Here is a 2,963-nt window from a genome sequence, read left to right as displayed (position 1 = left end):
GGATTACAGCAATCTGGTCAGAAGCCTGGAAAGCATGAAATATGAGCTGCCAGTGTATATATGCCGGGACGGAGAAATTATGCTGTCAAACGAGGGATACAGCAGTGTGGGGCAGGCATTTGAAAGCTTTGAGGAAAAAGGAAGGATCGGGTATTCAAAGGATATTACATTATATGGGGAAGAGCTGCAGATTTATATTCTCAAAAGACCCAGCAGTACGCTTTTGGTTATTCTGGATAATTTCCCTCTGGTTGCGCTGCTTTTGCTTGTCAATATTATACTGCCGTGGTGCCTGATGAAGCAGATTGACCGCTCCATTACTGTCCGTATCAGAGAACTGAGTCATATTTTTGAGGGAGTGGATCAGGATCATCTGATGGAGCTGCCCCATGTGAGGGGAAAGGACGAGATTGGCAGCTTGATGCAGAATTATAACCGAATGGCTGCGCGGATGAATGAATTAATACAGACGGTGTATAAAGACCGGCTGAGAGAACAGGAGATGGACATTGCCAGACAGAATGCGGAGCTGCTTGCGCTTCACAGCCAGATCAATCCACATTTTCTCTTTAATGCCCTGGAAAGCATAAGAATGCACAGTATTTTGAAGCAGGAATATGAGACGGCGGATATGGTGGAAAAGCTGGCGGTGATGGAGAGGCAGAATGCGGATTGGGGTAATGATAAGGTGGAAATTAAAAAGGAAATGGAGTTTGTGGAAGCATATCTGGGGCTGCAGAAGTATCGCTTTGGAGACAGGCTTTCTTACCAGCTTGATATGGAGGAGGAATGTGCTAAGCTGCGGATTCCAAAGCTTACGATTGTAACCTTTGTGGAAAACGCCTGTGTGCATGGGATTGAAAATAAAGTTGCGCCAGGCTGGATATTTGTAAGAATTTACAGGGAAGAAGAATCGCTCTGCATAGAGATAGAGGACACTGGCGAGGGCATGGGTGAGGAGATGCTTTCCTGTATCCGGCAGAAGATGCAGGATGTAAGTATTGATGAGATGCAGAAGAAGGGAAGGGTAGGAATTTTGAACGCCTGTCTGCGGCTGAAAATGATGGTTGACGAAAATGCTGAATTTCTGATTGAAAGCGAAAAAGGCGCAGGAACCATGATTCAGATTCGGCTTTCTTATAACAAAATTCAGGAGGCTTAGGGGAGGATATGATGAAGGTATTGCTGGTAGATGACGAACCGTTTATTGTGCAAGGCTTGTCCGTGCTGATTGACTGGCAGAAGGAGGGGTATGAAATTGCTGCTACGGCATCCAATGGGAAGGAGGCATTAAACTATCTGAGAGGCCATAAGGTGGATGTGATTATCGCGGACATTAAAATGCCGGTTATGACGGGGCTTGAGCTTTTGGAGACAATACGCAAAGAACATGTATCTGAAGCTTATTTTGTGATTCTGAGCGGGTATAATGATTTTGTTTTCGCGCAGCAGGCGATCCGGCATAAATGTATGGAGTACATCCTAAAGCCTGTGGAAAAAGAGGAGCTGATCGCAGTTTTGCGGAAGGCTGCCAAAATATCGGAGAATTCTAAAATTGACAGGCAAAATCAAAAGGTTATGGAGCGTGCGTATCTCGCGCGAAATGTGCTTGCGCTGCTGTTTGGAAAATACGACGGGTTGAATTTGGAATATGTCAGGAACCATATGCGTCTCTCTGAGGGAGTCCGGTACATAGATATTGAATTCTGCGATCTGAAAGAGGCACAGGAGCAGGAGGACGGTCAGCTCAGACATCTGCAGAGGCGATTGTATCAGGCCTGCATAGATTATCTAAAGGAGGATGAGGTACACTGCATTTTTGATGTATCGCAGGATGAAAAGAACTTTGACGTGGGATTTTTATACTGTGATTATATGGCGGCAAGGGAGGACTGCAGTGAAAGAGAATATCTGCAGGACTTTCGAAAGAACCTTGAGACAGTGCTGAAGCATCCGGTTCGGATGCTTGCAGGAAAAAAGGTGCATGATATCTCAGCGGTGGCAAAATCCTACAGCGCGGCTTGTGTGCTCAATTCACTGGAAGCATTTCGGGTAAAAAAGGATATTTATTTTTATGAAGAAGAGGTACAGATCAATCAGGGAGGAATCGTGCTGTGCAAGAACAGTGTTGACGCCTTGATTGCTGCCATAGAGCAGAATGATAAAGGAAAGATTTGGGGGAGTGTGGAGCGACTTTATGCGGAAATGAAACAAATGGGAGTGGTAGGGGACACGGTCAATTTAAATATCAACTATTTATTGTTTCAGCTTATCCATCTGGCAGCACAGCAGGATGACGGCGTAAACCAGGAGGAAATTCTGCATTATATCAGTGAAAGCTCCTTTGAGGAAGGCACTGTGCGGGGAAGCAGTGTACATTTGGCAAGGTTTGCCTGTGAGTATGCAGAGTATCTCGCTCAGCTTAGGAAAAATGTCTCAAGAGGCGTTTTGGGAGATGTGGAAAAAGAGATACGCTGTAATTATGCGCAAAACCTTACGCTGCGGGAGCTGTCACAGAAGTATTATGTAAACAGCGCGTATTTAGGACAGCTTTTTCGAAGAAAATATGGGCAGTCCTTTAAAGATTACCTGAACAATTATCGGATAGAACAGGCTGCGGCAAGACTGCTTCGAACGGATGATAAGATTTATCAGATTGCGCAGGATGTGGGATACAAGGATCTGGACTATTTTATCAATCGATTTATTGCGGCAAAGGGCTGCACACCGGCAAAATTTCGTAAACAGGCGGGGAAATAAAAATTCCTGTCAAAACACACACAGGGCAGATTATTGTTTTAAAACTATAATTTGCCCTGCTTTTTTATATTCTTTCTCAGGTTGCTAATATGAACCGGAAAGGTAAAATAAAATTATCAGAAAAACGCATCCAGGCATGCTTGGATGTATGCTTATTAAGAAAGGGAAGGTGTACAGTGAAAGCAAAAAAGACAGTATCCTTA

At 44.3% G+C, this 2,963-nt stretch carries 2 protein-coding genes; both read left to right on the top strand.

What is annotated here, in order from left to right; translation table 11 throughout:
• On the top strand, positions 1-1,162 hold a 1,162-nt coding region (locus tag AC1WIP_RS13910), incomplete at its 5' end, for a sensor histidine kinase (RefSeq protein ID WP_481142389.1).
• Between the two features lie 8 nt (positions 1,163-1,170).
• Positions 1,171-2,760 (top strand): response regulator transcription factor, encoded by a 1,590-nt coding sequence (locus AC1WIP_RS13905; protein ID WP_481142388.1) that lies wholly within the window; start codon positions 1,171-1,173, stop codon positions 2,758-2,760.
• Positions 2,761-2,963 lie beyond the last annotated feature (203 nt).

Source organism: Acetatifactor sp. (assembly GCF_982438285.1).
Note: the sequence above shows the minus strand (reverse complement) of the source record. Positions and strands in the feature narration are given on the sequence as shown.

What these genes read in the sequence shown, in the direction of transcription:
- AC1WIP_RS13905 (WP_481142388.1), top strand. Translation starts at nt 1,171, where the DNA reads ATGATGAAGGTATTGCTGGTAGATGACGAACCGTTTATTGTGCAAGGC.